The sequence below is a fragment of the Nocardioides jejuensis genome, from assembly GCF_004337475.1.
In the GTDB taxonomy this organism is placed as follows: Bacteria; Actinomycetota; Actinomycetes; order Propionibacteriales; family Nocardioidaceae; genus Nocardioides; species Nocardioides jejuensis.
In genome coordinates this window covers 123755-149399 of record NZ_SJZJ01000002.1, presented here as the reverse complement: position 1 = coordinate 149399, position 25645 = coordinate 123755, and the positions used below count along the sequence as shown (strand labels likewise).

At 70.7% G+C, this 25645-nt stretch carries 27 protein-coding genes; 22 read left to right on the top strand and 5 right to left on the bottom strand.

All coding sequences use genetic code 11. From position 1 onward, the window contains the following. The first annotated feature begins 24 nt into the window (after window positions 1–24). From EPD65_RS02180 to EPD65_RS02170, 3 genes are read left to right on the top strand one after another with little or no spacing between them, the layout of a single operon-like run. Window positions 25–1035 (top strand): aldo/keto reductase family protein, encoded by a 1011-nt coding sequence (locus tag EPD65_RS02180; RefSeq protein WP_131581513.1) that lies wholly within the window; start codon window positions 25–27, stop codon window positions 1033–1035. Next, on the top strand, window positions 1032–1844 hold the full coding sequence (locus EPD65_RS02175; RefSeq protein ID WP_131581512.1) for a sulfurtransferase: 813 nt from the start codon (window positions 1032–1034) through the stop codon (window positions 1842–1844). The genes EPD65_RS02180 and EPD65_RS02175 overlap by 4 nt, the downstream gene beginning before the upstream one ends. A 17-nt stretch (window positions 1845–1861) precedes the next feature. Next, entirely contained in the window at window positions 1862–2656 is a 795-nt protein-coding gene (locus EPD65_RS02170) for a DUF2127 domain-containing protein (protein WP_131581511.1), read from the top strand. Here EPD65_RS02170 and sepH read toward each other — a convergent pair. Beyond that, window positions 2628–3611 (bottom strand): septation protein SepH, encoded by a 984-nt coding sequence (sepH, locus tag EPD65_RS02165; protein WP_165872851.1) that lies wholly within the window; start codon window positions 3609–3611, stop codon window positions 2628–2630. The two genes, EPD65_RS02170 and sepH, sit on opposite strands and share 29 nt — an antisense overlap. An 87-nt stretch (window positions 3612–3698) precedes the next feature. Between sepH and EPD65_RS02160 the strand changes: the two genes are divergently transcribed. From EPD65_RS02160 to EPD65_RS02150, 3 genes are all read left to right on the top strand, one after another. Next, window positions 3699–4796 (top strand): ferrochelatase, encoded by a 1098-nt coding sequence (locus EPD65_RS02160; protein WP_131581509.1) that lies wholly within the window; start codon window positions 3699–3701, stop codon window positions 4794–4796. Beyond that, on the top strand, window positions 4793–5617 hold the full coding sequence (locus EPD65_RS02155; RefSeq protein WP_131581508.1) for an inositol monophosphatase family protein: 825 nt from the start codon (window positions 4793–4795) through the stop codon (window positions 5615–5617). Before EPD65_RS02160 ends, EPD65_RS02155 begins: the two co-directional genes overlap by 4 nt. Window positions 5618–5799: 182 nt before the next feature. After that, window positions 5800–6090, top strand: coding sequence for a DUF4193 domain-containing protein (locus EPD65_RS02150; protein WP_131581506.1), 291 nt, complete (start codon window positions 5800–5802; stop codon window positions 6088–6090). Window positions 6091–6153: 63 nt separating this feature from the next. On the opposite strand, the gene EPD65_RS02145 is transcribed toward EPD65_RS02150, so the two are convergent. Together EPD65_RS02145 and EPD65_RS02140 are read right to left on the bottom strand one after the other, a co-directional pair. Continuing rightward, complete coding sequence (locus tag EPD65_RS02145) at window positions 6154–6519, bottom strand: DUF4235 domain-containing protein (RefSeq protein ID WP_243640394.1); 366 nt, start codon at window positions 6517–6519, stop codon at window positions 6154–6156. A 55-nt stretch (window positions 6520–6574) separates the two neighbouring features. Beyond that, window positions 6575–7009 carry a DUF3093 domain-containing protein gene (locus EPD65_RS02140; protein ID WP_243640393.1) on the bottom strand — a complete coding sequence of 145 codons (435 nt, stop codon included), beginning with the start codon at window positions 7007–7009 and terminating at the stop codon, window positions 6575–6577. A 53-nt stretch (window positions 7010–7062) separates the two neighbouring features. On the opposite strand from EPD65_RS02140, the gene dut reads away from it, so the two are divergent. Genes dut through EPD65_RS02120 form a run of 4 tightly spaced genes read left to right on the top strand, consistent with a single transcriptional unit; the run spans window position 7063 to window position 9270 of the window. Next, complete coding sequence (gene dut, locus EPD65_RS02135) at window positions 7063–7536, top strand: dUTP diphosphatase (protein ID WP_131581504.1); 474 nt, start codon at window positions 7063–7065, stop codon at window positions 7534–7536. Next, window positions 7536–8165, top strand: coding sequence for a DUF3710 domain-containing protein (locus tag EPD65_RS02130; protein ID WP_131581502.1), 630 nt, complete (start codon window positions 7536–7538; stop codon window positions 8163–8165). Before dut ends, EPD65_RS02130 begins: the two co-directional genes overlap by 1 nt. Window positions 8166–8185: 20 nt before the next feature. Further along, window positions 8186–8551 carry an OB-fold nucleic acid binding domain-containing protein gene (locus EPD65_RS02125; RefSeq protein ID WP_131581500.1) on the top strand — a complete coding sequence of 122 codons (366 nt, stop codon included), beginning with the start codon at window positions 8186–8188 and terminating at the stop codon, window positions 8549–8551. Next, on the top strand, window positions 8548–9270 hold the full coding sequence (locus EPD65_RS02120) for a DUF3159 domain-containing protein (protein WP_243640392.1): 723 nt from the start codon (window positions 8548–8550) through the stop codon (window positions 9268–9270). Before EPD65_RS02125 ends, EPD65_RS02120 begins: the two co-directional genes overlap by 4 nt. 7 nt (window positions 9271–9277) lie before the next feature. Here EPD65_RS02120 and EPD65_RS02115 read toward each other — a convergent pair whose 3' ends face one another. Continuing rightward, window positions 9278–9946: a potassium channel family protein gene (locus tag EPD65_RS02115; RefSeq protein ID WP_131581498.1), complete on the bottom strand. Its 669-nt coding sequence runs from the start codon at window positions 9944–9946 to the stop codon at window positions 9278–9280. 7 nt (window positions 9947–9953) lie between these two features. After that, window positions 9954–10601: a potassium channel family protein gene (locus EPD65_RS02110; protein ID WP_424450231.1), complete on the bottom strand. Its 648-nt coding sequence runs from the start codon at window positions 10599–10601 to the stop codon at window positions 9954–9956. Window positions 10602–10668: 67 nt separating this feature from the next. On the opposite strand from EPD65_RS02110, the gene EPD65_RS02105 reads away from it, so the two are divergent. The 12 genes from EPD65_RS02105 to EPD65_RS02050 all read left to right on the top strand — a co-directional run bounded on the left by EPD65_RS02105 (window position 10669) and on the right by EPD65_RS02050 (window position 25645). Then, window positions 10669–12717 carry an APC family permease gene (locus EPD65_RS02105; protein ID WP_131581494.1) on the top strand — a complete coding sequence of 683 codons (2049 nt, stop codon included), beginning with the start codon at window positions 10669–10671 and terminating at the stop codon, window positions 12715–12717. Then, a complete protein-coding gene (locus EPD65_RS02100; protein ID WP_131581492.1) occupies window positions 12714–13943 on the top strand; it encodes a class I SAM-dependent RNA methyltransferase in 1230 nt (409 codons plus the stop codon). Before EPD65_RS02105 ends, EPD65_RS02100 begins: the two co-directional genes overlap by 4 nt. Window positions 13944–14067: 124 nt before the next feature. Beyond that, the gene (acnA, locus tag EPD65_RS02095) at window positions 14068–16749 is read left to right on the top strand and encodes an aconitate hydratase AcnA (RefSeq protein WP_131581490.1); all 2682 of its coding nucleotides are present in this window, start codon (window positions 14068–14070) and stop codon (window positions 16747–16749) included. An 80-nt stretch (window positions 16750–16829) separates the two neighbouring features. Beyond that, a complete protein-coding gene (locus EPD65_RS02090) occupies window positions 16830–17141 on the top strand; it encodes a thiamine-binding protein (protein ID WP_131581488.1) in 312 nt (103 codons plus the stop codon). A 75-nt stretch (window positions 17142–17216) separates the two neighbouring features. Beyond that, a complete protein-coding gene (locus EPD65_RS02085; protein WP_131581486.1) occupies window positions 17217–18599 on the top strand; it encodes a hypothetical protein in 1383 nt (460 codons plus the stop codon). After that, window positions 18586–19080 carry a SigE family RNA polymerase sigma factor gene (locus tag EPD65_RS02080; RefSeq protein WP_131581484.1) on the top strand — a complete coding sequence of 165 codons (495 nt, stop codon included), beginning with the start codon at window positions 18586–18588 and terminating at the stop codon, window positions 19078–19080. Before EPD65_RS02085 ends, EPD65_RS02080 begins: the two co-directional genes overlap by 14 nt. Before the next feature lie 24 nt (window positions 19081–19104). After that, complete coding sequence (locus EPD65_RS02075) at window positions 19105–19476, top strand: MmcQ/YjbR family DNA-binding protein (protein WP_131581482.1); 372 nt, start codon at window positions 19105–19107, stop codon at window positions 19474–19476. A gap of 90 nt (window positions 19477–19566) precedes the next feature. Further along, window positions 19567–20991: a hypothetical protein gene (locus tag EPD65_RS02070; RefSeq protein WP_131581480.1), complete on the top strand. Its 1425-nt coding sequence runs from the start codon at window positions 19567–19569 to the stop codon at window positions 20989–20991. 65 nt (window positions 20992–21056) lie between these two features. Next, on the top strand, window positions 21057–21620 hold the full coding sequence (locus EPD65_RS02065; protein WP_131581478.1) for a DUF3105 domain-containing protein: 564 nt from the start codon (window positions 21057–21059) through the stop codon (window positions 21618–21620). Between the two features lie 2 nt (window positions 21621–21622). Next, window positions 21623–22483 carry an NUDIX domain-containing protein gene (locus EPD65_RS16490; protein ID WP_243640391.1) on the top strand — a complete coding sequence of 287 codons (861 nt, stop codon included), beginning with the start codon at window positions 21623–21625 and terminating at the stop codon, window positions 22481–22483. Window positions 22484–22521: 38 nt separating this feature from the next. Then, complete coding sequence (gene dxs / locus EPD65_RS02055; RefSeq protein WP_131581476.1) at window positions 22522–24408, top strand: 1-deoxy-D-xylulose-5-phosphate synthase; 1887 nt, start codon at window positions 22522–22524, stop codon at window positions 24406–24408. Window positions 24409–24412: 4 nt separating this feature from the next. Further along, entirely contained in the window at window positions 24413–25645 is a 1233-nt protein-coding gene (locus EPD65_RS02050; protein WP_131581474.1) for a hypothetical protein, read from the top strand.

Below are 25645 nucleotides of genomic sequence, written 5' to 3'. Positions count from 1 at the left end.
GACCGTCGGTGCAGACTCGCAGGCATGGACTTCAGGTACCTCGGGAACAGCGGGCTCAAGATCTCGGAGATCACGTACGGCAACTGGATCACCCATGGGTCCCAGGTCGAGAACGACGTCGCCACGCAGTGCGTGCGGGCGGCGCTCGACGCGGGCATCACGTCGTACGACACAGCCGACGTCTACGCCAACACAGCCGCCGAGACGGTGCTCGGCGAGGCGCTGAAGGGCGAACGGCGTGAGTCGGTCGAGATCTTCACGAAGGTCTACTGGCCCACCGGACCGCGCGGTCACAACGACTCGGGGCTCTCGCGCAAGCACATCCTGGAGTCGATCAACGGATCGCTTCGTCGCCTCCAGACTGACTACGTCGACCTCTACCAGGCCCACCGGTACGACGTGGAGACGCCGCTCGAGGAGACGATGCAGGCGTTCGCCGACGTCGTCCGTCAAGGCAAGGCGCTCTACATCGGCGTCAGCGAGTGGACCGCCGACCAGATTCGCGCAGGCCACGCGCTGGCGAAGGAGCTCGGCATCCAGCTGATCTCGAGCCAGCCGCAGTACTCCATGCTGTGGCGCGTGATCGAGGACGAGGTGGTGCCCGCCTCGCGCGAGCTCGGGGTGTCACAGATCGTCTGGTCGCCGATCGCCCAGGGCGTGCTGACCGGCAAGTACCTACCCGGTACCCCGCCGCCCGCCGGGTCGCGCGCGACCGACGAGAAGGGTGGCGCCGACATGGTCGGGCGCTGGCTGCGCGACGACGTGCTGACCGCGGTCCAGGGTCTCGTGCCGATCGCCGCCGAGGTCGACCTGACGCCGGCCCAGCTCGCCGTCGCCTGGGTCCTCCAGAACGACAACGTGGCGTCCGCGATCGTCGGCGCCTCGCGTCCCGAGCAGGTGCACGAGAACGTCAAGGCGGTCGGCGTGAAGCTCGATCCCGAGGTGATGTCCCGCATCGACGCCGCGCTGGGCGATGTCGTCACCCGTGACCCCGCGCTCACCGCGAAGAACACGCCGCAGGCGCGGCCGTCATGACGCCGCTGGTGTCCGCAGAGGAGCTCCGCTCCCTGCTCGACTCGGGACGTCGTCCCGTCCTCCTCGACGTCCGCTACCGGATGGGCGGACCGGGTGGTCCGGCCGATCATGAGGCGGGCCACATCCCCGGGGCGGCGTACGTCGACATGAACGCCGACCTGGCTGCGCCACCCGGCGAGGGCGGCCGCCATCCGCTGCCCGAGCCGGCGGTCTTCGTCGCTGCGATGCAGCGGGCCGGCGTGGGCCTGGAGACGCCCGTCGTCGTCTACGACGACTGGGCCGGTCACGCCGCTTCGCGCGCCTGGTGGCTGCTGCGCCACTACGGGCACCCGGACGTGCGTGTCCTCGACGGCGGCTGGTCGGCCTGGACGGCGGCCGGGGGAGAGGTCGAGTCCGGCCCTGTCGTGACGACTCCCGGCGACTTCCACGGCGTGCCCGGCTCGATGCCGGTCGTCGATGCGGACGGCGCTGCGCGCATCGCCGGGGCGGGCACGCTGATCGACGCGCGGGCGCCCGAGCGCTTCCGCGGCGAGGTCGAGCCGATCGATCCCGTCGCGGGCCACATCCCGGGCGCGGTCAACCACCCGACGGCGTGGAACCTCGACAACCACGGTCACTTCCAGGACGTCCACACGCTGCGCGACTCGTATCGCCACGTCGGGGCGGGCATCGGCAAGGACGTCGCCGTCTACTGCGGCAGCGGAGTGACCGCGTGCCACGACATCCTCGCCCTGGAGACGCTGGGTATCGCGGCTGCGCTCTACCCCGGCAGCTGGTCCGGCTGGATCGCCGCCGGTCGCGCCCGCTGACCTGACATGCTGCGCGCATGGACCTGAAGCCGCGTGCGCGTGACTGGAACCTCCGCTCGTGCGGCGCCCGCGGGCACGTCACCTTCCGTCCCGACGAGGAAGCGCTCGCTGCCCGGTTGCACGTCACGACGCCCGCCGGAGAGGCGTGGCGCTGCCTGCGGTGCGACCTGTACGTCCCCGGCGCACCGCAGCTGTCCGGGCCGGCCGACACCGCGCCGATCGTGCTGCGCGGCAAGGCGCTCAAGGACGCCTTCATCCTGCGCCTGCTGGCCGTCGAACGCCTGATCCGCGGCCTGATCCTGTCGGGCATCGCTTACGGCATCTACCGCTTCGAGGGTGCGCGCAACAGCCTGCAGCACTGGTTCGACACCTACCTGCCGCTGTTCAAGCCGATCGCCGACCGCATGCATGTCGACGTCCAGGAGACCAGCCCGATCCACCTGATCCAGAAGGCGATGCACTTCGGCCACGACACCCTGATCTGGGCGGCGGTGGGCGTCGCGGCGTACGCCGGCCTGCAGTTCCTCGAGGGCATCGGGCTGTGGCTGCTCAAGCGCTGGGGCGAGTACGTCGCCGTGGTCGGCACCTCGGCGTTCATCCCGTGGGAGCTCTACGAGGTGGCCCACCACATCAGTCTGATCAAGGTGCTGGCGCTGCTGGTCAACCTCGCCGCCGTCGCCTACCTGGTGTGGTCCAAGCGGCTCTTCGGGGTGCGCGGTGGTCACGCCGCCTTCGAGGCGGAGCGGCACTCGGTGGCCGTGCTCGAGGTCGAGAAGGCCGCCCTCAGCGCTCCGATGGACCGCCGAACATGATCTCGTCCCAGCTCGGGACGGAGGCGCGACCGCGCTTGTTCTTCGGGACGGGCTTGCGGGCCGGCTCCTCGGTGCGCTCCGGCGCCTCGCCGAGCGGGACCTCGTCGCGCGCTGCCGCAGCAGCCGCGGCAGGTGCGGTCGGCTTCGGCGCAGCGGGAGCCGCAGCCGGGGCCTGAGCAGCCGGAGCGGCAGGGGCTGCGGGCGTCGGGGCCACCGGGGCCTGAGCGGCAGGGGCCGGCGTCTCGACGGGCGCCGACGGCGCCTCGGGAGACGTGGTGAAGACCGGGACAGTCGGCTCGGTGTCCTCGACCGGCGCCAGGCGACGCTCGCGGGCCTGCTGCAGGTCGTCGCGCTGCGGTGCCACCGGGGAGGTCTCGAGCGCGTCGCCGATCAGCCAGCGGGCGTCGTCGTTCTCGGTGAGGACGTAGTTGCCCGGGATGTCGAAGGCGAAGCGGGCCTGGCCGGCGCGCGCGTCGCAGAGGTACTCGGCGGTCAGCACCCAGCGGCCGTCCTCGCGGCGCCAGGCGTCCCACTCGACGTCCTCTGCGTGCACGCCGTGCGGACGCAGCTGCAGCGTGACGGCGTCACCCAGGGTCCGGGCCCCCGCCTCGGCGGTGCCGCGGCGACGGACCGCACCCTTCTGCGCGCGCTCGGCCATGTGCTCGCGCTCGGCGAGGACAGGTGCGGCGAAGACCATGATCCGGTCGACCGACGTGCCGGCGGCGGTGGCCACCGACTCGGCGGACTCACCGGCCCGGATCCGGGTCTGGATGTCGCGCGGACGAAGGGTGGACTCCATCTTCTTCTCCCTCGGAGCGGGGCCGGTCGTGCGGTTGTCACGGAGAGCAGCACGGAGTCGGTGATCGACATCGAGGAAGAACCCGTTGCCCGCACCGTCGGTCATCATCAGGCGGCGCCCGTCATCGCTCAGCCCCGTGAGCGAGAGGTGCTGCATCGTGACGTCCCTTACAAACATGGCCCGGCTGGTCGCTGGTCGACTCCGTTTCCCGAACCCTACGCCACGTCTCTCTACGATGGGGGCATGCAGCACGACCCCTCGCCGTACGACGCCCTCCTGCTGGTCTCCTTCGGCGGTCCGGAGGCCCCCGAGGAGGTCGTGCCGTTCCTCGAGAACGTCACCCGCGGCCGCGGCATCCCGCGCGAACGGCTCGTGGAGGTGGGTGAGCACTACTTCCACTTCGGGGGGAAGTCGCCGATCAACGACCGCAACCGCGAGTTCCTTGCCGCCATCCGCGAGGACCTCGCCGGCAACGGTCTCGACCTGCCGGTCTACTGGGGCAACCGCAACTGGGGCCCCTACATCGGCGAGGCGCTGGAGCAGATGGTGGCCGACGGCGTGAAGCGTGCCGCGGTCTTCTTCACCAGCGTCTACTCGTCGTACTCGAGCTGTCGGCAGTACCGCGAGAACCTCGCGGACGCCGTCGCCGCGCTGCCCGAGGGCACGGAGCTCGAGCTCGACGTGCTGCGGCGCTCGTTCAACCACCCGGGCTTCATCGATGCGATGGTCGACGCGACGCTCACCGCGGTCGCCGACCTCCCCGACGCCGAGCGCGAGGCGGCGCACCTCTCCTTCGTCACCCACTCCATCCCGACGGCGATGAACGACGCGAGCGGACCCGACGGCGGTGCCTACGACCTCCAGCACCGCAGCGTGATGGAGGAGATCGTCGAGCGGGTGCGTCTCGAGACCGGCCACCGGTTCCGCCACCAGCTCGTCTACTGCTCCCGCTCGGGCGCACCGCACGTGCCCTGGCTGGAGCCCGACGTCAACGACCACCTGGCCCAGCTCGTCGAGCACGGCACCGCCGCCGTCGTGACCATCCCGATCGGCTTCGTCTCCGACCACATGGAGGTGGTCTGGGACCTCGACACCGAGGCGGCGGCCACGGCGGAGAAGCTCGGGATCACCTACGTGCGCGCCGCCACCGCCGGCATCGACCCGCGCTTCGTCGCGATGGTCCGCGAGCTGGTGCTCGAGCGCGCAGCCGTCGAGCGTGGCATCCCGATCGGCCGGCCCGCCGAGGGCGGCCTCCCTGCCTGCTGGGACCGCTGCGCGCCGGACTGCTGCGCCAACCTCCAGCAGGGCGACCGACCCACGGTCGGTGGGGCTGACCGATGACCAGCGCCTCGGTCACCTCGCGTCCGGGCGATCTGCTGGCCCTGGCTCTCGAGGTCGCCCGCGAGGCAGCGGAGCTCGTGCGGGAGGCCCGCGCCGGCACCGTCGAGGTCGCCGACACCAAGTCGAGCGACGTCGACGTCGTGACCGAGACCGACCGGGCCAGCGAGGCCCTGATCCGCGAGCGGATCCTGGCGGCCCGTCCGGACGACAGCTTCCTCGGCGAGGAGGGCGGTCGCTCGATCGACGGGTCGAGCGGCATCCGCTGGATCGTCGACCCCATCGACGGCACCGTGAACTTCCTCTACGGCATCCCGCACTACGCGGTCTCCATCGCCGCCGAGCGCGCCGACGACCTGGGCGGCGGCGAGATGATCGTCGGCGTCGTCATCGACGTCGCCTCAGGCACGGAGTACGCCGCGACGGCTGGCGGGGGAGCAACCCGCGACGGTCGACCGATCGGCGTACGCGCGGAGGCGCCGCTGGCCGAGCGCCTGGTCCTCACCGGGTTCAGCTACTCCGCGGAGGTCCGCGGCGTCCAGGCAGCCGCGGTGGCCCGGATGCTGCCGAAGGTCCGTGACATCCGTCGCCTCGGCTCCTGCGCGCTGGACCTCTGCCGGGTCGCCGAGGGCGGCGCCGACGCCTACGTCGAGGAGGGCGTGCAGGTGTGGGACCACGCGGCTGCGGCGCTCGTTGCCCGCGAGGCAGGCGCCCGGGTGGAGCTCACGAAGGGCGCGACGGGCCGCGATGTCGTCATCGCGGCGCCGTCCTCCGGATTCGCTGCTTTCCGCACGCTGGCGGTGGCCAGCGGCTTCCTGGGCTGAGACGGCCTGCAACCGGTCCGGACCGGGACCGGAAATCGGGAATACTCCGCACGCGCTCACAGTTCCGTGCACGCAACGCTGGGATACACGTGCATCGGCGCGAGGGATGGTGCACAATCTGCCCCGCCGCAGTCGGGAGTTGCACGGAGTAGACGCGGTAGACGAAGACCTGGGAGAGACGCATGGCGACTGATTACGACGCACCTCGCAAGACTGAGGAAGAGCAGAAGGAAGACTCGATCGAGGAGCTCAAGGCTCGTCGAAACGACAAGACCTCGGGCAAGGTGGACGAGGACGAGGCGGAAGCCGCGGAATCCTTCGAGCTGCCCGGCGCCGATCTCTCGCACGAGGAGCTCAGCGTCGAGGTCAAGCCGAAGCAGGAGGACGAGTTCACCTGCATGAGCTGCTTCCTGGTGCACCACCGCAGCCAGCTGGCTGACGAGAAGACGATGACCTGCCGCGACTGCGCCTGATCATCATCAACGCCGAAGGGCGCCGTACCTCCGAGGTACGGCGCCCTTCGGCGTTGTGAGCAGTCAGTTGACGCCGGCGGAGACGATGTCGGCGATGTCGTCGGCGGACGACTTCTTCTTCGGCTTCTTGCCGGACGGCGCCTTGTTGCCGTCGGCCCGCAGCTCCGGCGGAAGGTTGCCGGTCGACTTGAGGTAGTAGTTCGCGGCGCGGCGGGTGGCCAGCATCTTCATGATGTTGACGAACGTGCCGCTCGCGGCGGCCCAGGCGACGGCCTCCCAGACGTTGACGTCGGGGTCGGCCGGGTTGGCCGGCGGGGTCTTGCCGGTGGCCTTGGTCCAGCCGGTGTTGAGCGTCTTCTTCGCAACGGCGGCGCTGCCGACAGCCGCGCCGAGCGACATGATCGACCAGGCCTTGGAACCCTTTGCCACGGTGGTGCCTTCCTCAGGGGTGGACGTTGCAGCCCACCCTAGTCGGCACGGGCCCTCAGCGAGCGAGTGCGGCCGCGAGCTGCTTCGGACGGCGCGTCGACACCAGCCAGTACGGCGTGGGGTCCTGCGGGTCGTTGACGTCGATCCGCACGGAGCGCTTCACGTAGGGGCGCATGGCGAGGTAGGCACGGGCGTTGGCGTCGCGACCGGCCAGCAGGCGGGTCTGCTCCTTGTCGAGCGGCGTCACGGTGCCGACGTACCCGAGGGGGAGGTGGGCGCGGCCGGCGCGGAGCTCGCCGTCGGTGACCTGGACCCGGATCGCGCCGTACCGCAGGAAGCCCGCGGCGACGAGCGCGGCGATGACCGCGATGATGCTGAACGCCGCGACCGGCGGCACCGCGACCACGAGCGCGAGCCAGAAGGTGGCGACGAGCATGGTCGCCTGCACCCACCAGCGCAGGGGGACGAACAGTCGCTCGGCGTACTCCACGGGAGAGATCCTGACATCCCGGGTGTGGGACCGCGCAGGTAGGGTCGGCAATCATGTGTGACATCGCCATCGTCCGGCTCGACCCGGACGTGCCGCTGCCGGCCTATGCCCACCCCGGCGATGCCGGCGCCGACCTGGTCACGACCGTCGACGTGACGCTCGCACCGGGGGAGCGCCAGCTCGTCCCGACGGGCATCGCGCTGGCCCTGCCCGACGGCTTCGTCGGCCTCGTGCACCCGCGCTCCGGCCTCGCGTGGAAGTCCGGCCTCTCCATCGTCAACGCACCGGGCACCGTCGACGCGGGCTACCGCGGCGAGATCCAGGTCTGCCTGGTAAACCTGGACCCGTCCACCCCGATCGAGCTGCGCCGCGGTGACCGCATCGCCCAGCTCGTCGTCCAGCGCGTCGAGCGCGCCCGATTCATCGAGGTCGAGTCGCTCGACGAGACCTCCCGCGGTGCCGGCGGCCACGGCTCCACCGGCGGGTTCACCGCCCCTGACTCACTCACTGCTGGGAGCACCCACTGATGTTCAACAAGCGCAAGAAGAACGCTGCTCCCGTCGAGGCGTCGCCGGTCAGCGGCGCGGCCGCCGACGAGGCACCGGCCACCCCTGTGCGTCCGCTCGACATCAGCGAGGTCGACCTGGAGGACGGCGCCCCGCGCGTCGACCTGGGCGGCATCGTGCTGACGCACGTCGACGGATTCGAGATCCGGATGCAGGTCGAGGAGGCGAGCGGCGAGGTCCAGTCCGTCATCTTCGCCGGCGACCAGGGCGCGCTCGAGGTCCGGGCCTTCGCGGCGAGCCGTGGTGGCGACATGTGGGACGAGATCCGCCCGCAGATCGCGGCCGACGCCGCGCAGCGCGGTGGCACGGCCACCGAGGCGGACGGTCGCTTCGGCACCGAGCTCGTGTGCCGCGTGCCCGGTCAGCTCCCCGACGGCTCCGAGGTGCTCCAGGAGACCCGCATCGTCGGCATCGACGGCCCGCGCTGGTTCGTCCGCGCCACGCTGATCGGTGCCCCCGTCCGCGACGACGCGGTCCGCCCGGCGTACGACCAGGCACTGTTGTCGCTCATCGTCCGCCGGGGTGCCGGTGCGATGGCGCCGGGCGACCCGCTGCCGCTCGCCGTCCCCAGCGACGCCCGGCGCGTCTGAAACCGGCCTAGGCTGGAGTCATGGGAGACGGACGCTCGCGGCTGCGCCGCACGATCAGCCGCTGGGCCGACAGCACCGACCAGCACGCCCGCGAGCTGCAGAAGTCGGTCGAGGGGTCGGGCTGCTGTGCCATCGCCGACGCGCCCGACCGGCAGCACATCAAGCTGCAGGGCTCGCTCCGCACGGTGACGCTGCGCCCGCGCGGTGGCGTGCCGGCGCTTGAGGCCGAGCTCTTCGACGGCTCGGATGTCCTCACGGTCGTCTGGCTCGGTCGCCGCCGGATCACCGGGATCAGCCCGGGCCGCTCGATCCGGGTCGAGGGTCGGATCGGCGTCCAGGACGGTCACCGCGTGATGTTCAACCCGCGCTACGAGCTCACCTCGTGAACGACATCGCCGACCTGCGCGGTGCCGGCGACCACCACGCCACGACGGAGACGGTCGAGGCCGTCGTACGCCGCCAGCTGAGCACCGCCCTCGGCGGCCGGCGCGGCATGGTCGAGGCGGCTGTGCCCACGATCCTGTTCACCGTCATCTTCCTGACGACGCGCGAGCTGCCGCTGGCCCTCGGCATCAGTCTCGGTGCGGCCCTGGTCGCCCTGCTGGCGCGGGTCGTGCAGCGGCAGACGGTGCAGTTCGCGGTCAACGCCCTGTTCGGCATCGGCATCGGTGCGGCGTTCGCGTGGCGTGCTGCCCGCGGCGGCGGGAGCGCGGACGACCAGGCGCTGGCCTACTTCCTGCCGGGCCTGCTCTACAACGCCGGCTACGCGGCGGCGCTGATCCTGTCGATCGTCACCCGGTGGCCGCTGGTCGGCTTCATGGTCGGCAGTGTCACCGGTGACCCGACCGGCTGGCGCGACGACGTACGGGTGCGCCGGCTCTGCAGCCAGCTCACCTGGGTGCTCGTCGCGCCGTGCGTGCTGCGCGTCGTCGTGCAGGCGCCGGTCTACCTGCTCGCGAGCCATGGGCCGCTCGACAGCGGTGTCGCCGTCGGCATCCTGGGCGCCTGCAAGCTGGTCATGGGGTGGCCGCTGCAGCTCGCCTCGCTCGCGCTGATGGTGTGGCTGCTCGGCCGCAACCGGACGCCGGTCGCGGCCGAGGGCTGAGCCTGCGTCAGCCGTGCGAGCGCGGGGAGAGGAGCTTCTCGAGCTCCTCCTCGACCTCGGCAGGCACGACGAAGAGCAGCTCGTCGCCCGACTCGAGCGGCTGCTCGGCGTCAGGGGCATAGACCTGCCCGTCGCGCAGGATGGTCACCAGCGCGCAGTTGGCCGGCCACGGCACGTTGCCGCTCGGGACGCCGACGTGCGGAGAGTCTGCGGGCAGCACCATCTCGACGAGGTTGGCGTTGCCCTTGCGGAACGTGAAGAGGCGCACGAGGTCGCCGACGGAGACGGCTTCCTCGACCAGCGCCGACATGATGCGCGGGGTCGAGACGCTGACGTCGACGCCCCAGGCCTCGGTGAAGAGCCACTCGTTGTTGGGGTGGTTGATCCGTGCGACCGTGCGCGGCACACCGAACTCGGTCTTCGCCAGCAGCGACGTCACGAGGTTGACCTTGTCGTCACCCGTCGCGGCGATGACCACGTCGCAGTGCTCGAACCGTGCTTCCTCCAGCGAGCTCAGCTCGCAGGAGTCGGCGAGCAGCCACTCGGCGTTCGGGACGCGCTCGGGGCGGATGGAGTCGGGGTCCTTGTCGACCAGCAGCACGTCGTGACCGTTGCCGATCAGCTCACGGGCGATGGACCGGCCGACAGCGCCGGCTCCGGCGATGGCTACACGCATGAGTGGGTCAGTGCTCCTCGGGGCCGTTGCGGAGGACGTCGTACGCCGCGGAGGCGGTCTCTTCGCGCATGACGAGGTGGAGGCGGTCGCCTTCCTGCAGGAAGGTGTCGCGCGTGGGCAGGATGCCCTCGCCGAGGCGGTCGATCCACGCGACGCGGGCGCCCGACTGGATCTGGAAGTCGATCATCTTGTGACCGATCCAGGCCTCGGGGGCGCCGATGTGGTCGACGCGGATGGTGCCGGACGGGTCGCGGAAGTCCGGCTCGGCGCCGGCCGGGAGCAGGCGGCGGAGCACCTGGTCGGCGGTCCACTTGACGGTGGCGACTGTGGTGATGCCGAGGCGCTGGTAGACCTCGGCGCGGCCCGGGTCGTAGATGCGGGCGACGACCTGCTGGATGCCGAACGACTCCCGCGCGACGCGCGCCGCGATGATGTTGGAGTTGTCACCGCTGGACACCGCGGCGAACGCGTCGGCGCGCCGGATGCCGGCCTTCTCCAGGACTTCCTGGTCGAAGCCGTAGCCCACGACCTTCTCCCCGTTGAACGACGGACCCAGGCGCCGGAAGGCGTCTGCGTTGTTGTCGATCACCGAAACGGTGTGGTTGCGGTCCTCGAGGCTGCGCGCGAGCGTCGAACCGACGCGGCCGCAGCCCATGATCACGACGTGCACACGCTGACGCTAACGCAGGCACGACGACAGCGGTGCACTAGCCTCGTCGTTCGTGAGTGTCGGCGACGTATCAAAGCGCATCCTCCTGGGCCGCAAGCTCAGCTCATCGCAGCTGGGGGAGACGCTCCTTCCGAAGCGGATCGCGCTCCCGGTCTTCGCCAGTGACGCGCTCTCGTCGGTCGCCTACGCCCCGGACGAGGTCTTCATCATGCTGTCCGCGGCCGGCGTCACGGCGTACGCGTTCAGCTGGAAGATCGGCCTCGCGGTCGCGCTGGTCATGCTCACCGTCGTCCTCTCCTACCGCCAGAACGTCCACGCCTACCCGTCCGGCGGCGGCGACTACGAGGTCGCCACGGTCAACCTTGGTCGTACGGCGGGCGTCACCGTGGCGAGTGCGCTGCTGGTCGACTACGTCCTGACGGTCGCGGTGTCGATCTCCTCCGGCGTGCAGAACGCCGCATCCGCGCTGCCGTTCATCAACCACCACGAGACAGCGTGGGCCTGTGCGCTCGTCATCCTCCTCGCGGGCGTGAACCTGCGCGGCGTGCGCGAGTCGGGCACGGCCTTCGCCATCCCGACGTATGCGTTCATGGCCGGCGTCATCGGCATGGGCATCTACGGCCTCTTCCTCGGCATCACCGGCAACCTGCCGGACGTCGAGAGCGCCGACCTGACCATCGCGCCGGCTCCGGGCTACGAGGGCGACCTGGGCCAGATTGCGCTGATCTTCCTGCTTGCCCGCGCCTTCTCCTCCGGCTGTGCCGCGCTGACCGGTGTCGAGGCGATCTCCAACGGCGTGCCGGCGTTCAAGAAGCCGAAGTCGAAGAACGCCGCCACCACCCTCGCGCTCCTCGGCGGCATCGCCATCACCATGCTCATCAGCATCATCGGCCTGGCCCGCAGCATGGGCCTGAAGTACGTCGACCCCGACGACATCGACCGCCTCACGCTGCACGGCCAGCCGCTGCCCGAGGGCTACGACCAGCACACCGTGATCGCGCAGATCGCCCGCGCGGTCTTCGACGGCTTCCCGCCGGGCTTCTACTTCATCGTCGCCACGACCGGCATCATCCTCGTGCTCGCCGCCAACACGGCGTTCAACGGGTTCCCGGTGCTCGGCTCGATCCTCGCGCAGGACGGCTACGCGCCGCGGGCCCTCGCCTCGCGCGGCGACCGCCTCGCCTACAGCAACGGCATCATCTTCCTGGCGACGCTCGCGATGGTCCTGATCATCGCCTTCGACGCCGAGCCGACGCGACTGATCCAGCTCTACATCGTCGGCGTCTTCGTCTCCTTCAACCTCAGCCAGCTCGGCATGATCCGGCACTGGACGCGGCACCTGAAGTCCGAGACCGATCCGGCCGAACGCCGCCGGATGTACCGCTCCCGGGCCATCAACACCTTCGGCCTGGCGATGACCGCGGTCGTCTTCGTGATCGTGCTGCTGACGAAGTTCCTCGCCGGCGCGTGGATCGCGATCCTGGCGATGGCGTTCTTCTTCGTGCTGATGAAGGGGATCCGCAAGCACTACGACCGGGTCGCCGAGGAGCTCAAGGCCGACGAGCAGGACAAGGTCATGCCGACCCGCGTCCACGCGATCGTGCTGGTCTCCAAGCTGCACAAGCCGACCCTGCGCGCCCTCGCCTTCGCCAAGGCGACGCGGCCCAACACGCTCGAGGCGATCTTCGTCGACATCGACGACGACACCACCAAGCGGCTGCTGGACCAGTGGGACGAGCGGGGCATCGACGTGCCGCTCAAGGTCCTGCACTCGCCGTACCGCGAGATCATCCGTCCGATCATCGACTACGCAGTCGAGGTCCGGAAGCAACACCCCCGCGGCGTCGTCGCGGTCTACATCCCGGAGTACGTCGTGGGCCGGTGGTGGGAGCAGCTGCTCCACAACCAGACCGCCCTGCGGCTGAAGGGCCGCCTGCTCTTCACGCCCGGGATCATGGTGACGTCCGTGCCGTTCCAGCTGCGGTCCTCCGCAGTTGCGCTCGAGCGTGAACGTCGGGAGCAGGGCCGCGTCCACGCCGGAGACCTCCGCCGTGGCCGCACCCGAGAAGAGGGCGATGCCCGTGGAGAAGGAGACGAATGAGCGGCCAGCAGCGCCCTCGTAACACCCAGCAGCGCCGGAGCCAGCGGGTCAACCGCGAGAAGAAGGCGCGCGGTGCATCGATGGTCGGCACCCGGTTCGAGGTCGAGGTCGGCAACATCGCGCACGGTGGCTTCTGCATCGCGCGCGTGCCCGTGGGTGACGACACGCGTGTCGTCTTCGTCCGCCACTCCCTGCCCGGCGAGACCGCGGTCATCGAGATCACGGAAGGCACCGAGGGCGACCGCTTCTGGCGCGCCGACGCCGTCGAGATCCTCACGGCGTCCGCCGACCGGGTGGAGGCGCCGTGCGCCGTCGCGGGCCCCGGCCTCTGCGGCGGCTGCGACTTCCAGCACGTGAAGCCGGCCGCCCAGCGTGCCCTCAAGACTGCCGTCGTGCGTGAGCAGCTGCTCCGCATCGCGAAGCTCGACCCGGCTGACCCGCTGGTGGCGAACCTGGTCGTCGAGGACTGCTCGGGTGGGGACAGGGAGCTCAAGCGAGGTCTGCGCTGGCGCACCCGCACGACGTTCGTCGGGCTGCCGGGTGCTCCCGGCCGCAAGGGCCTGCGCAAGTACCGCTCCAACGACGTCATCGAGGTCGACGACTGCCTGATCACGGCGCCGGCGACGGCCGACGACTCCGGTCTGGTGACGCGCACGGTCGAGGCGTCGGCCGGCACGCGCGACTTCCAGGTCGCGAGCGACGGCTTCTGGCAGGTGCACCCCAACGCGCCGCGGGTCCTCGTCGACGCTGTCCTCGAGCAGCTGCAGCCGCAGCCGGGGGAGAAGGCCCTGGACCTGTACGCCGGCGTGGGTCTCTTCGCGGCGTACCTCGCGGAGGCGGTGGGGGACGGCGGCAAGGTCGTCGCCATCGAGGGTGACGCGGCCGCGGTGCAGAACGCCAAGCGCAACCTCGGCATGTGGCGCCACGCGTCCGCAGTCGCCGGCGGCGTGGCCGAGGTCCTCAAGGAGGAGTACGACGAGCCGTTCGACCTGGTCGTGCTCGACCCGCCGCGTGAAGGCGCCAAGCAGGCCGTCGTCGCGCAGATCGTCGACCGGGCCCCGCGCGCCGTCTCGTACGTCGCCTGCGACCCGGCCGCGCTCGCCCGCGACGTGGCGCTGTTCGCGGAGATGGGCTACCGGCTGACGGCGCTGCGGGCCTTCGATCTCTTCCCCATGACTCACCACGTCGAATGCGTCGCGCAGTTCACTCGACGTGATGTATCTTGACATCAAGAGACTTCGGTTTCTGAGACTTCCGCCGATGCTCTACCCGCTACCGCGGGGGAGCGGCAGTATGGCTCCGGGTTGCCACCTAGCAAGCAGCACCACCAACACGAGGAGTAAGTGACTGATGGCCAGTCAGGACAGCTTCGGCGCCAAGGGCGCCCTCGACGTCAACGGGACGTCGTACGAGATCTTCCGGCTCAACGCCGTCGCGGGCGAGGGCCTCGACGTCGACTCCCTGCCCTTCTCGCTGAAGGTGCTGCTGGAGAACCTCCTCCGCACGGAGGACGGCGCCGACATCACCGCCGACGACATCAAGGCGCTGGCCGGCTGGGACGAGACCGCGGAGCCCGACAAGGAGATCCAGTTCACGCCGGCGCGCGTGATCATGCAGGACTTCACCGGCGTCCCCTGCATCGTCGACCTCGCGACCCTGCGTGAGGCTGCGGCTGACCTCGGCGGCGACCCGTCGAAGATCAACCCGCTCTCGCCGGCCGAGATGGTCATCGACCACTCCGTCATCGCCGAGGCGTTCGGCACCCCGGACGCGTTCGAGAAGAACACGGTCATCGAGTACGAGCGCAACCGCGAGCGTTACCAGTTCCTGCGCTGGGGCCAGACCGCGTTCGACGACTTCAAGGTCGTCCCGCCGGGCACCGGCATCGTCCACCAGGTCAACATCGAGCACCTGGCCCGCACGGTCTTCACGCGCACGGTCGACGGCGTCCTCCAGGCGTACCCCGACACCTGCGTCGGCACCGACTCGCACACCACCATGGTCAACGGCCTCGGCGTCGTCGGCTTCGGTGTCGGTGGCATCGAGGCCGAGGCGGCGCTCCTCGGCCAGCCGGTCTCCATGCTGATCCCGCGCGTCGTCGGCTTCAAGCTCACGGGCGACCTGCCCGAGGGCACCACCGCGACCGACCTGGTCCTCACCATCACCGAGCAGCTCCGCAAGCACGGTGTGGTCGGCAAGTTCGTCGAGTTCTACGGCGCCGGCGTTGCCGCGCTCCCGCTCGCGAACCGCGCCACCATCGGCAACATGTCGCCGGAGTTCGGCTCGACGATCGGCATCTTCCCGATCGACGACGAGACCATCAACTACCTGCGCCTCACCGGCCGCTCCGAGGACCAGCTCGCGCTGGTCGAGGCGTACGCCAAGGAGCAGGGCCTGTGGCTCGACCCCGAGGCCGAGCCGCGCTTCTCCGAGAAGCTCGAGCTGGACCTGTCGACGGTCGTCCCGTCGATCGCCGGCCCGAAGCGCCCGCAGGACCGTGTGCAGCTGACCGACGCCGCGACGTCGTTCGCCGGCCACCTGCCGACGTACACCTCGCAGCCCGACGCCAAGATCCCGGTCACGCTGGCCGACGGTTCGTCGTTCGAGCTGGAGAACGGCGCGGTCACGATCGCGTCGATCACCTCCTGCACCAACACGTCCAACCCGTCCGTCATGCTCGGTGCCGCGCTCCTGGCGAAGAAGGCCGTCGAGAAGGGCCTGACCCGCAAGCCGTGGGTCAAGACCACCCTCGCCCCCGGCTCGAAGGTCGTCACGGACTACTACGACAAGTCCGGCCTCACGCCGTACCTCGAGAAGCTTGGCTTCGACCTGGTCGGCTATGGCTGCGTCACCTGCATCGGCAACTCGGGCCCGATCATCCCCGAGGTCTCCGCCGCGGTGAACGAGCACGACCTCGCCGTCGTCTCGGTCCTCTCCGGCAACCGCAACTTCGAGGGTCGCATCAACCCCGACGTGAAGATGAACTACCTCGCGTCGCCGCCGCTCGTCATCGCCTACGCGATCGCCGGCAACATGAACATCGACCTGTTCAACGACCCGATCGGTCAGGACCAGGACGGCAACGACGTCTTCCTCAAGGACATCTGGCCGTCGCCGTCCGAGGTCGAGCAGGTGATCGCCGAGTCGATCACGCAGGAGATGTTCACCAAGGACTACGCCGACGTCTTCGCCGGCGACGAGCGCTGGCAGTCGCTCCCCACCCCGGAGGGCAACACCTTCGAGTGGGACGAGTCCTCGACGTACGTCCGCAAGGCGCCGTACTTCGACGGCATGTCTCTCGAGACCACCCCGGTCTCCGACATCACCGGCGCCCGCGTCCTGCTGAAGCTCGGCGACTCGGTCACCACTGACCACATCTCGCCGGCCGGCAACATCAAGGGCGACACCCCGGCGGGTCAGTACCTCACCGCCAACGGCGTTGCTCCGCGTGACTTCAACTCCTACGGCTCGCGCCGTGGCAACCACGAGGTCATGATCCGCGGCACGTTCGCCAACATCCGCCTGCGCAACCAGGTGGCCCCGGGCACCGAGGGTGGTTACACCCGCGACTTCACCCAGGACGGCGGCCCCGTCGGCTTCATCTACGACGCCTCGCAGAACTACCAGGCCGCCGGCATCCCGCTCGTCGTCCTGTCGGGCAAGGAGTACGGCTCGGGCTCGTCCCGTGACTGGGCTGCCAAGGGCACCTCGCTCCTGGGCGTCAAGGTCGTCATCGCCGAGTCGTACGAGCGCATCCACCGCTCGAACCTGATCGGCATGGGCGTCGTCCCGCTGCAGTTCCCCGCCGGCCAGAACGCCGACTCGCTGGGCCTCACGGGCGAGGAGACCTTCTCGGTCACCGGCCTGACGGCGCTCAACGACGGTGTGACGCCGAAGACGGTGCGCGTCGCCACGGACACCGGTGTCGAGTTCGACGCCGTCGTCCGCATTGACACCCCCGGTGAGGCGAACTACTACCGCAACGGCGGCATCCTGCAGTACGTCCTGCGCAACCTGGTCAAGGGCGCCTGACGCTCCGCTGACAACGGCCCGGCCCGTCACTCCTCGTGAGTGGCGGGCCGGTCCGCATTTCCGCGCGCTAGCGTGGAGGCATGCTCGTCGCCTTCTCCGTCGCACCCACGACGACCGCCACCGAGGACGGCTCGCTGTCCGAAGCCGTCGCCGCCGCCGTTCGGGTGGTGCGCGACTCCGGCCTGCCCTATCGCCTCGGCTCGATGTTCACCGAGGTCGAGGGGGAGTGGGACGAGGTGATGGACGTCGTACGCCGCGCTACCGAGGCCGTGCTGCCGTTCGCTCCCCGGGTGGGGCTCGTGCTCAAGGCCGACATCCGGCCCGGGCACGACGGCATGCTGACCGGCAAGGTCGAGCGCGTCGAGGAGCGGCTCCGCGGCGACGCGTTCTGAGGGTTTCCGACGCGACCCAACCTTTTTCGGACCTCGTGACGTGTGAGGGGGTAGAGACTTCGCACGGGAGGACCGATGAGCACCGAGCTCCATGAACAGCTGCGCGACCTGGCAGCCGAGGCACCCGCACCGACTGCCGGCGGCGCCGACGGCCTCTGGCGTGCCGGCAAGCAGCGCCAGCGGCGGCGTACGGCGGCGGGCGCGGTCGCCGCATTCGCGGTCGTGGCAGCAGGTGTGGGCGGAGTCGGCGCGATGCTTCCGCGTGACGCCGACCGCTACGTGCCGCCTGCCGCGACGAACGGCGCGGGAGCGCTGCCGGACGAGCTCCACGTCCCACCACGCTGGACGGAGCCCAACGAGAAGGCCCCTGTCGGACCCATGGCGGCGCTCCTGACCGCCGGCACCGGCTGGTCCGGGTCGACGCACTACGTCGGCGTGTCAGCGACCACCGGGGAGTACCGCACCATCGACCTGCCGGACGGGGTCGCGCCCGAGTCGGGTCCGCTCGACCCGGATTCAGTGCTGTCACCGTCGGGTCGCTACATCGCCTACTGGCTTGCCGACAACAAGGCCGGGGCGCGGGACGTCGACGTGCCCGGGCCGCCGCTCACCGGCATCGCGGTCTACGACACCACGACCGGGAAGGTGACCCGGCACGAGATCACGTCGCCGCACGGCCTGAGCGCCTGGGATCTCGTCTGGGTTGATGACGCCCGCCTGTACCTCCAGGCCGGCGAGATCCAGGGTGCCGCGGGCACGGATAAGGCGTCGTCCTCCCGCACCTCGGGAGCCGGCTGGATCTGGGATGTCGAGGACGCAACGAGCGGGTGGTCAGCGTTCGCCGCGCCGCGGGTCGGCAAGGTCGCCAGCGTCATCGCCTCGGACGGGCACGGTCGGCTCGTGGTGGACCTCAACGGTCGCGGCAAGAAGCACCTCCTGGTGGACCTGACGGGCACTCCGCGCAGCACTCCGATCGCCGTGGGATTCGGCCCGTACGACGCCACCTCGTCGCCGATGCGCGCCTCGCGTGACGGATCCGTGGCCCTCGCGGCGAGTGACGACCAGGGTGCGCGGCTCGTCGTGAGTCGCCCCGACGGGCGGCACCGGAGCTGGCCGAAGGTCCGGGCGTACAGCCTCTTCGGCTGGGCCGGCGGGACGCAGGTCGTCGCTGGGGTGTCTCCCGACGGGAGTGCCGACTTCCGGGCCACGATCGTCTCCGTGGACACGACGACCGGGGAGACGAAGCCGCTCATCGCCCTTCCTCATGCGCAGCTCAACACGCCGGACCTGGCCACGGATCTGTTGTCAGCGGCGCCAGTGCACCGGCCGGACCCGCGAACGACGCTGAACACGCTCTGGGTGAGCCCGGTGCTGGTCGGGCTCGTCCTGGCCGGTCTGGTTCCCCTTCTGGCCGTCCTCGGCCTGGGTGTCCTCCGGAGGCGACGTGTCCGCGGCTGAGCGCGCCTTCGAGGAGTACGTCGGCGCGCGGCGCGCGGCGCTGGTGCGGACGGCGTACCTCCTGACGGGGAACGCCGAGGACGCCGAGGACCTGGTGCAGACGGCGCTGATCAAGGCGGTGCCGCAGTGGGGCCGGATCGCGGACAACCCGGAGCCGTACGTGCGCAGCATCCTGGCCCGGGAGTCCGTCAACCGCTGGCGACGCCGACGCTGGCGGGAGGTCGGCACCGACGCCCTGCCCGAGCGTGCAGCGGACGCGCCGGATCTCGCGGGGAGGCTGGCACTGCGCGCCGCCCTCGGTGAGCTTGCGCCGCGGCAGCGTGCGGTCGTGGTGCTGCGGTACTACGAGGACATGACCGAGCAGCAGACCGCCGATGCGCTCGGCATCTCGCTCGGCACCGTGAAGTCGCAGTGCCGGGACGCGCTCGCGCGGCTCCGGACGGGTCAGCTCGTCGAGGCTCATCGCGAGCCGACACACTGACCGGCCCCGGGCTAGCGTTCTCCCATGGCCGAGCGACCTGACCCACCGGAGGAGTGGATCACCCGCATCGACGCCGTCCTGACCGCACTGCCCGAGTGCGTGCGGGTGCCTGCCTGGACCGGCATGAGCTGGAAGGTCGGCAGTGCGACGGTCGCTCACGTCTTCGGTGGCGAGGACCAGCTGATCCGGCTCGTCCTGCGGGCGGAGCCGGACGAGGTGATGGCGCTGCAGCACCTCGGCGCGCCGTATTTCAAGGCCTCGTGGGGCACCAACGTCGTCGGTCTGGTCCTCGACGGAGACACGGACTGGGACGAGGTGGCCGAGCTGCTGACCGACTCGTACTGCGTGCAGGCGCCCGGGCACCTCGCCGCAACCGTGGCCCGACCGCTCCGCTGACTGGTCTGGACCGGCCCATTTGGTGCGTTTCCCCCAGCGCGGACGCCCGTTAGGGCAGTGACCGGCACCACACCACTCTTCGGGGGATCCATGTCTGACGCTCGTCTCCGCGCTGCCATCGCTGCGCTCACGCTCACCGCACCTGCCGCTCTCACGGTCCTCGCCACGGCGCCGGCCTTCGCGACCGCTGGCTCGGCCACGCTGACCAACGGTGTGCTCAGCATCAAGGGCGGTGACGTCGCCATCGCCGTGACCGTCGCCCCCGACACCACCGGTGGCCTCGAGGTCACGGCCACCAGCGGTGGAGACCCGATCGGCGAGATCGCCGGTTGCACGTGGGATGCCGCCACGCCGACCGTCAACGACTGCGCGGGCGTCACCTCGCTCAACATCGTCGGCTCCAACAAGGCCGACTCGGTCGCGGTCGGCAGCGCTGTGACGCAGCCGCTGACCTTCAACGGCCTGGCCGGCAACGACACGGTCACGGGCGGTGCGGGCAACGACAACCTCATCGGCGGACTCGGCACGGACACCCTCAACGGCGGTGGCGGCAACGACGCCCTCCGGCCCAACGCGCCGACCACGACGCTCTGGCAGGACGGCGGCGACGTCGTCAACGGCGGCGGCGGCAGCGACCGGGCGCTGTACTCCGGCTACCCCACCAGCACGACGTACCTCGCCGTCTCGCTCGACGGCACGGCCAACGACGGCGTGGGCGGCGAGAACGACAACATCGCCACCGACGTCGAGAACGTCACCGTCAGCGGCCTGAAGTCGGCCCAGGTCGTCGTGGTCGGCAGCGCAGTCGCGAACAGCATCTCGGTGAGTGACGTCAAGAGCGGCGTCGTCGACGGCGGTGCGGGCAACGACACCATCACGAACACCGGTGACACCACGGGCACGAACTCGACCAACCCCGACGCCTCGGCGTCCACGCACGGCGGTGACGGAAACGACAAGATCACCGGCCGCGGCTACCTGTACGGCGACGCCGGCACCGACACGCTCACCGGCACGGCTGGTGCCGAGAACATCAACGGCGGCACCGGCGCGGACACCGTCAACTCTCTCGGCGGCACGGACACGATCGACGCCCTCGACGACTCCGTCGACACGGTCAACTGCGGTGACGGGACTGACGGCATCCGTGCCGGCAGCACCGACACCCTGACCGACTGCGAGACCGTCGCGATCCCGGCGCCGAGCTTCACGACGCCGGCGGACGGTGACGCAGTGCCGGTAAGCAGCACCGGCGTCGCGTCGATCACGGTCACCAACCGTCTGCCGATGACCAGCGGCGCCTCGGTCACGGTCAAGAACGCGCTGAGCGCCACGATCGGCACCGGTTCGATCTCGGTCGGTCCCAACGGCACGGCGATCATCACCGTCCAGCTCAGCGCTGCCGCGGCCAAGGCCGTTGCCGCCAACCCCACGAAGTACACGAGCGCCTTCGTCTTCACCGGCAACGGCAAGACCGTCCGCGTGAACCGTTCGCTCGTCTTCACGGCGTCCTGACGCCTGTCGTTACCCACCGGGCCCCGGCCCGTCGGCTCCTCGAGGCCGGCTGCGAGACTTCAACCATGACCGTCGCTTCCCGCTGGACGAAGCGCGGCCCATGGCTCGCGGTCGGCCTCGCCGGCGTTCTGGCGGCGGGCGGGGTCGTGGCCGCGTTCACCGTCCCCGAGCACACGACGCACGTCGCCGACGTGCGCACCGTCCGGATCGAGACGCGCAATCACGTCCTCGAGCCGCACTACAGCTCCGTGCCGCCGGCCGGCGGCGACCACGCGCCCCAGTGGCTCGCGTGCGGTGTCTACGACCGCCCGGTCGACGACGGCCTCGCCGTCCACGCGCTGGAGCACGGCGCCGTGTGGATCACCCACGACCCGGCGATGGACGCCGACGAGGTCGCCGCGCTCGGTCGCGCACTCCCGGCCGAAGGCATCCTCTCCCCGTACGCCGGCCTGCCAGGGCCGGCCGTCGTGACGGTCTGGGGTCGTCAGCTGGTGCTGAGCGGCCCCGACGACCCCGGCCTCGCCGCCTTCCTCAGGAAGTACGCCGACGGCCACACCGCTCCGGAGGCGCTGGCCAGCTGTGCCGGTGGCGTCGTCGCCTACGCCCAGGTCGAGGGGGAGGCGGTCTGACGATGTACCGCACGGTCAACATCCTGCTCGTCAACGCCGCGGGCCAGCTGCTCCTCCAGGAGCGCGACGAGCACGCGCCACGTTGCCCGGACCAGTGGGGCGCTCCGGGCGGACACGTCGAGCCGGGCGAGACCCACGAGGAGGCGGCGTACCGCGAGCTCGCCGAGGAGACCGGTGTCAGCCTGCCGCCGGGCGCCCTGACCCTCTGGCGCGACGAGGTCTTCGCCTACGCGGAGGAGGAGCGCGTCGCGCACTACCAGCTGTGGATCGGGCGAGCGGACCTCACCGATCGCGACGTCGTCTGCAACGAGGGCCGCCAGATGACGTTCGTCGACCCGGACCGGGTCAGCACCCTCGACCTCTGGGAGTCGGCGCGGCACTTCCTGCCGTCGTTCCTGGCCTCGGCGGACTACCGCGCACTCGCCGTCGACCGGGTCTTCGCGAGCATCGCGGTGGTTGACCCGCGCGGCTGGATCCTGATGCAGGAGCGCGACGAGTTCCCGGAGCTCGACCCGGAGAAGTGGGGCCTGCCCGGCGGCCACGTCGAGGCGGGGGAGCAGCCCCTCGCCGCGGCGTACCGGGAGCTGATGGAGGAGACCGGGCTGGCGCCGGACGGCCCCCTCCAGGAGGTCACCGTCGCGCTGGTCCAACACCGCCCGGGCCGCCTCGACGCCGTCCACCTGTACGCCGCGGCCACCGCGGCCACCGACGCGGACGTCGTCTGTGGCGAGGGACGGCAGATGGTCTTCGTCGACCCGGCCGCGGCGCTCGACCTCGACCTCACCACCGGTGCCACCGCGCTGCTGCCCGGGTTCGTCGGATCGGCGAGCCACAGGGCGCTGACGACCCCTCCTCAGGGCTAGACTTCCCACTCATTCACCGAAGGCCGGAGGAACGCACCATGGGCTACCTGGAGTCGATCTCGACCCCTCGTGACCTCCGTGGCCTGACCGCGACGCAGCTCGACGAGCTGGCCGCCGAGATCCGCGAGACGCTCGTGCACACGTGCGCACGGACGGGTGGTCACCTCGGCCCCAACCTGGGCGTCGTCGAGCTCACGATGGCGATCCACCGGACCTTCGACTCCCCGCACGACCGGGTTGTCTTCGACACCGGCCACCAGGCGTACGTCCACAAGCTGCTGACCGGCCGCGCCGGCCGGTTCGACACCCTGCGCCAGGAGGGCGGCCTGTCGGGCTACCCAAGCCGCGCGGAGTCCGAGCACGACATCGTGGAGAACTCCCACGCCTCGACCAGCCTCAGCTACGCCGACGGCCTGGCCAAGGCCTACGCGCTGAAGGGCGAGGAGCGCCACGTCGTCGCCGTCATCGGTGACGGTGCCCTGACCGGCGGCATGGCCTGGGAGGCGCTCAACAACATCGCGATCTCCCACGACAGCCGCCTGGTCATCGTGGTCAACGACAACGAGCGCTCCTACACGCCGACCATCGGTGGCCTCGCCACCGCTCTGACCAGCCTGCGCACCAACCCGCGCTACGAGCAGGTGCTCGGCAGCGTCAAGAAGCGCCTCAACGCCGTCCCCGGCGTCGGCCCCGTCGCGTACGACGCGCTCCACGCGATGAAGAAGGGCGTCAAGGACGCCCTCGCGCCGCAGGGCCTCTTCGAGGACCTCGGCCTGAAGTACGTCGGCCCGATCGACGGCCACGACCGCGCTGCTCTGGAGCAGGCGCTGGCGCAGGCCAAGAAGTTCAACGGGCCCGTCATCGTCCACGCGCTGACCCGCAAGGGCAACGGCTACCACGGTGCCGAGCAGCACGAGGCCGACCAGTTCCACGCGCCCGGCCCGTTCGACGTCGCGACCGGCGAGGAGCAGCCCAAGGCCGCGATCTGGACCGACGTCTTCGCCGACGAGATCGTGAAGATCGGCGAGGAGCGCAGCGATGTCGCCGCGATCACCGCCGCGATGATGCACCCGGTGGGCCTGGACCGCTTCGCCGCCCGCTTCCCGGAGCGGACCTTCGACGTCGGTATCGCCGAGCAGCACGCGGCCACCGCTGCTGCCGGTCTGGCGATGGGCGGCGTGCACCCGGTCGTCGCGGTCTACGCGACGTTCCTCAACCGTGCCTTCGACCAGGTGCTCATGGACGTCGCGCTGCACCGCTGCGGCGTCACGTTCGTGCTCGACCGCTCCGGGGTCACCGGTGACGACGGCGCGAGCCACAACGGTATGTGGGACATGTCGATCCTGCAGGTCGTGCCGGGTCTCGCCATCGCGGCCCCGCGTGACGGTGCGCGGCTGCGTGAGCTGCTGCGCGAAGCTGTCGCCGTCGAGGACGCCCCGACCGTGGTGCGCTTCCCGAAGGGCCCGCCGCCGGCTGACATGCCGGCCCTGGAGCGGATCGGTGGCGTCGACGTGCTGGCGCGCGGCGCGGCTCAGGACGTGCTCCTCGTCGGCGTCGGCTCGATGGCCGCGACGGCGCTCGAGACCGCGGCGCTGCTCGAAGCCCGCGGGATCGGTGCGACCGTCGTCGACCCGCGCTGGGTCAAGCCCGTGGACCCGGCCCTGGTCGATCTGGCCCGAAGCCACCGCCTCGTCGTCAGCGTGGAGGACAACGGCGTCGCCGGCGGTGTCGGCACGGCGATCCTCCAGGCGCTCAACGCGGCCGGGGTATCGACCCCGGTGCAGCTCCACGGCATCCCGCAGGAGTTCCTCGACCACGCCAAGCGCGCCGTCATCCTGGAGCGCATCGGCCTCACCCCGACCCACCTCGCCGACGCCGTCGCTGCGGCGGTCGGGGTCGCGGCCGACGACGCACGCGTCGGCTGACCCCGTGCGGCGAGGCTTCCAGCGGCTGGCGCCGCTCCTGCTGGGCGCTCTGCTCGTCGCCGGCTGCTCCTCGCCGACCCCGGCCCCGGCTCCCACGCCGGTCGGCCCGCCCCTGGACGACGCGATCAGCACCTTGCTCGCCGCGCGCGCCAAGGCGGTGCTCATGCACGACCAGCCCGCCTTCATGGAGACGGTGGACCCCGCGAAGCGCGGCTTCCTGCACAACCAGCGGCGGCTCTTCGCCAACCTGCAGGAGCTGCCGCTCGCGGCGTACGACCTGCAGCTGCGCGGCGTCACCGAGCTGCCCGGCGGCAGCATCCAGGCCGAGGTCACCGTCATCATGCAGCTCGACCAGTACGACGTGGTGCCGGTGCGCGCACCGGGACTGTTCACGTTCCGTCGCGGCGCTGACGGCACGCTGGCGCTCGACGCCGACCACGACCGGACGTACGACGAGGACCACGACGTCGACCTGCAGCCCTGGGAGCGCACGCGCATCGAGGCGGAGAACGAGGACGGTGTCCTCGGCATCTTCGACCACGCGAGCATCGACGACGCCTACCAGGTGATGAGCGCCGTGCACCGGGGGATCGAGGACATCGCACCGCGGATCCCGCTGCCCTGGTCCCACCATGTCGTCGTCTACGCACTGAGCGACGTCGCCCAGATGGCCTCGCTCGACGAGCTGCCCGGGGGAGACCCTGAACGGCTCGAGGGCGTCGCGTTCAGCGTCCCGGCCGGCAACGGCAGCACGGACGTCGCCTCGGTGCGGTTCATGCTTCACCCGCGGATGCTCGGCCGTGACGACGCCCGGCGCGACCGGCTGATCCGCCACGAGCTCACCCACGTGGCGGTTGCCGACCGGGACGACCGGGTGCCGACCTGGCTCGCCGAGGGCATCGCCGAGTGGGTCTCCGTGCAGGCCGTCCCGCGTGACGACAGGGTCATCTCCCGTGAGGCACTCGAGATGGCGCAGGCCGGGCTGACGGCACTGCCGAGCGACGCCGGTTTCAACGACGCGCACACCGCCGCCAACTACGGCATCTCGTGGTGGGCCTGTCAGGTCATCGCCGACCGTTTCGGTCCGGAGACCGTCTGGCAGCTCCTCGCCGCGATGGGTCAGGGCGGTGGCACGTCGGAGGCCGACCAGGACGACGTCCTGCGGCGGGTGCTCGGCATGAGCGGCGCGGAGCTGGCCGCCGCAGCAGGACGCCGGATCGTGCGCACCTTCGGCTGA